We start from the raw sequence: 3762 nt of genomic DNA on the forward strand, positions 1-3762 counted from the left end.
TTTATTATTGCGGTTAGCCTGTATTTTTATCAAAAATAGCTTTTTCCAGGGAGCTAAGGTTTTGCCCTCCATACAAGGTGTTGACCAGCTCTCCTTTAGGATTAAATATAAAGGTTACAGGAACACCAACAATATCTCCTAAACCCAATGCCAATGCTGGATCAGAACTTAAAGAAGGATATTGGATATTAAGTTTTTGAATCAGGTTATTTTGTTTGAATAAAGGCAATCCATCATAATTTACTGCAAATAAAGCTACTGCTTCGTTTTCATGTTTATGGTAAAAGCGATTAAATTCAGGAATTTCTGCAATACAGGTTTTACACCACATTGCCCAATAGTTGATAAGAATCCATCTTCCTTTCAAGGAAGAAAATGGAATAGTGTGTTCTTGCATGTCTTTAAGAAGAACATCCGCCTGACTAATCGAAGCCGTACTTATTAACATAACACTATACAGTAGAAATTTTGTGATTGAGACATTCATTATAATGATGACCTTGTTTGTAGTTTTTAAGCATCCAAGAAAATATATTTTTATTGAGTAAATGCAGTACAAGTTGCTATATTGTCGCTAACAACTGTTGAATTGTAAATCCTAAATTGCAGCAGGACTTCGGATTCCAAATAAAATTTTTAAATTTCAACTAATTTGCAAAAATACGTCTATACTTGTTTATGATTTTCAACTTAATTAACTAAGGATGGTTATCATGTATAAAAAATTACTAGGAACATTAGCATTGACATGTTCTTTAGCAATCAGCTCTGCTGCATTTGCTCATTTTGGTGGTTGTGGTGAGGGCATGAATAAAATGCTTGAATCGATCAAACTGGATGATTCTCAAAAACAAAAAATACAACCTATTTTGGCTAATTTAAAAGCAACCATGAAACAAAGTGGGGAGCAAATGCGTGATTTGAGTAAGCAAATTAATGATCAGATTACTTCAGGAAACATGGATCAATCAGTAGTGAATGATTTAATTGATAAAAAAACAAAACTGATTGGTGATATGATTAAAGCTAAAGTTATGGTTAAAAGTCAAATCTATACTCTACTGAATGCTCAGCAAAAAACAGAATTACAAAATAAAATGAAACAAAAAGAAGAGCAAATGGTAGAGAAATATAAAAGTTGTCACAATCAAGACTAATTTGTGCTCATCTAATGTTGGCACTCTAGGGTGCCAATTCGAATTGCCTAGAAACACCTTCTAACAGACCTCTCTGGGAAAACGAATTTTTTTGAACTATGCTATTAAAAATAACCAGATAAAATTTTTTTTTCATTTTAAGCGGTAAACTCTGGTTTAATAGGAGGGGTTGCGGTGCCCGATATTAAAGTAGTTCGATTAATAAATGGGGTTTTGATCCGAGAAGGTGCAGGGGTAAAATTGCATCGCTATATAGGCGTTGAAAGAACGAATGATTTTGAACCTCTTTTATTGTTTGATTATTTCGATAGCAATAATCCCATGGATTTTATGGCGGGTTTTCCTCCTCACCCACATCGTGGTTTCGAGACCATTACTTATTTGTTGGCTGGTAGTATTACCCATGAGGATAATAAAGGACACAAGGGTGTTATTGGTGCTGGAGACGTGCAATGGATGACAGCCGGAAAAGGAATTGTGCATTCGGAGATGCCATCTTCTGAGAGTGGATGTTTAAAGGGCATGCAATTGTGGTTGAATTTACCTGCAGCAGAAAAAATGGGTGCACCTCGCTATCAGGAGATCTTGAGCAGTCAACTGCCTTTGGAAAAAAATGAATTCGGTTCGGTCACTAAAGTGATTGCTGGTAAAACAGATAAAGGTACCACCTCTCCAATTAAAGATATTGCTACAAATCCTTTATTTTTTGATATTACCTTGCCTATAGACGCCAGTGTGCAACAACATATTCCTGATAATTATGAGGCCGTTCTACTTGTTATTTTAGGAGCAGTATGGGTTGGAGAGCAGTTGGTTGAACAAGGCGTATTGGCAAAACTTAGTGCTGGCAAAGTCATCACATTAAAGGGCGGCAAGAACAGTCAATGTGTATTGATTGCAGCGATGAAATTACATGAGCCTATTGTCCGTCACGGACCTTTTGTCATGAATACTGAGGCGGAAGTGATGCAAGCTTTGGATGATTTTCGAAGCGGTAAGTTTCAGTGAAACCTTAAGAGTAATGAAAGGTAGTTCATCTATATTAATCGGAAAGACGATAACTGCATATCGGCTGTATTAAACACCTATCATCCACACGAAGCCCTTCGACTAGCCCAGATTAATTGTGAGTTGGGTAAATGGCTTAAAGTATTCTGTTGAGGTTGCTTATTTTAAGGATATCCACATTTTCTTAATGTGTTCTCCATTGGGTGTTGAGTCAATAACAGAAATGTAGCCATCAGGACGAATTAAATAAGCGATATTTTCAATTAAGCCTTTGTCTTTGGCTGCCTTAGACCAAGTGAATACGATCAAGGAAATATTTTGGCTTTGAAGTGTTTCATGCAGTAATTCATTTGGTTTTCCATACACATGTACTTGCCAATCTAATGTTTTTAGCACCTCAAAATTATCGGTTGTCTTATAAGAAACCCAAGGAAGACGATCTCCCCCTTGTACTTTACCCCTATTTTTCATGCTCAGTGGACTTGCACGATATTTAATTTTTATTTGTGATACGAAGCTAAAGAAATAATGTTTCAATGTGGGGTATTTAAACATCATTGGAATTAGATAAGGAAAAATAAATTTTCGCCAGGCGGAGCCTAAGAATGAAGAAGAGGTAACGATTTGAAACATTTTGTCTGTCGTGGAAACCAGTTTTTTAGCAAAGGGTAGACGTTCTAATTCATAAGTGTCCAGTATTTTCTCAGAACATTTCTTTTGCAGAACAGCTGCTAACTTCCAGGATAAATTAATCGCATCCCCAATGCCGGTGTTCATGCCTTGCCCACCAACAGGACTATGAATATGTGCCGCATCCCCTGATAAGAAAACGCGCCCAACGCGAAATTGAGATACAACGCGGTGATGGACATGGTAAGTGGAAAACCAATTAACGCCAGTAATTTTAATGTCTATATTTTTTGCAACGGACTCTTGAACATCTGCAAATTTAATTTCCTCTTTAAGTGCGTGTTTTGGAGGAACAATGCCGATAAGGCGCACTGTTTTTGAGCTGTGTACGGGAAAGGCTAAACAAAAATCAGTTTCTGTAACATCAATTCGCAGACCACGCATTGCCTCATCTGGAGATTCTACATCTGCAACAAAAAATTTTTGGCTATAGGTGCCGCCAGGAAATTTAAGACCTACTTGTTCTCGTGTAGTACTTCGTGCACCATCACAACCACAAAGATAATCAAACTTCGCAATTTCCTGTTTATTGTGACAATCAATAATGGCAGTAACTTTTTCCTTTGTTTGTGAAAAAGAAACCAGAGTTGTGTTTCGCTCAACCTTTACACCCAATTTTTCTAAATGAGTCACTAACAGCCTTTCATGATCATCTTGTGGGAATGACAGTATAAAAGGATAAGGGGTCATGCCTACCCCAATTTCAGTAACGTTTACAGTTTTAAGCAGCAGGTCATTTTGGCATAATTGAAAATATTCCAATTTGATACCGCCCGCTACAACTTCATTAGTGATGCCAATCTGATTATAAAATTCCAGGGTACGTGTTTGTACGACTAATGCTCGCGAAGTTAGACCTGCTTGTTTTTCTTTATCAATAATACGTACAGAAATACCTAATTTGGTT

4 protein-coding genes are annotated in these 3762 nt (G+C 36.8%); 2 read left to right on the forward strand and 2 right to left on the reverse strand.

Features of this window, described 5'->3' with window-relative positions:
- Positions 1 to 13: 13 nt before the first annotated feature.
- On the reverse strand, positions 14 to 448 hold the full coding sequence (locus tag WA877_RS11560; RefSeq protein ID WP_425171069.1) for a TlpA disulfide reductase family protein: 435 nt from the start codon (positions 446 to 448) through the stop codon (positions 14 to 16).
- A 265-nt stretch (positions 449 to 713) separates the two neighbouring features.
- On the opposite strand from WA877_RS11560, the gene WA877_RS11565 reads away from it, so the two are divergent.
- Both WA877_RS11565 and WA877_RS11570 read left to right on the forward strand, forming a co-directional pair.
- Positions 714 to 1157 carry a Spy/CpxP family protein refolding chaperone gene (locus tag WA877_RS11565; RefSeq protein ID WP_425171070.1) on the forward strand — a complete coding sequence of 148 codons (444 nt, stop codon included), beginning with the start codon at positions 714 to 716 and terminating at the stop codon, positions 1155 to 1157.
- A gap of 174 nt (positions 1158 to 1331) precedes the next feature.
- Entirely contained in the window at positions 1332 to 2165 is an 834-nt protein-coding gene (locus WA877_RS11570) for a pirin family protein (protein ID WP_425171071.1), read from the forward strand.
- Between the two features lie 159 nt (positions 2166 to 2324).
- Here WA877_RS11570 and WA877_RS11575 read toward each other — a convergent pair.
- A partial coding sequence (locus WA877_RS11575; RefSeq protein WP_425171072.1) for an FAD-dependent monooxygenase occupies positions 2325 to 3762 on the reverse strand: 1438 nt, incomplete at its 5' end.

Source organism: Legionella sp., assembly GCF_049790535.1.
Lineage (GTDB): Bacteria > Pseudomonadota > Gammaproteobacteria > Legionellales > Legionellaceae > Legionella.

Excerpts from the sequence above, each read along its gene's own strand:
- WA877_RS11565 (WP_425171070.1), top strand. The coding sequence starts at position 714 with ATGTATAAAAAATTACTAGGAACATTAGCATTGACATGTTCTTTAGCA.
- WA877_RS11560 (WP_425171069.1), bottom strand. The coding sequence starts at position 448 with ATGTTAATAAGTACGGCTTCGATTAGTCAGGCGGATGTTCTTCTTAAA.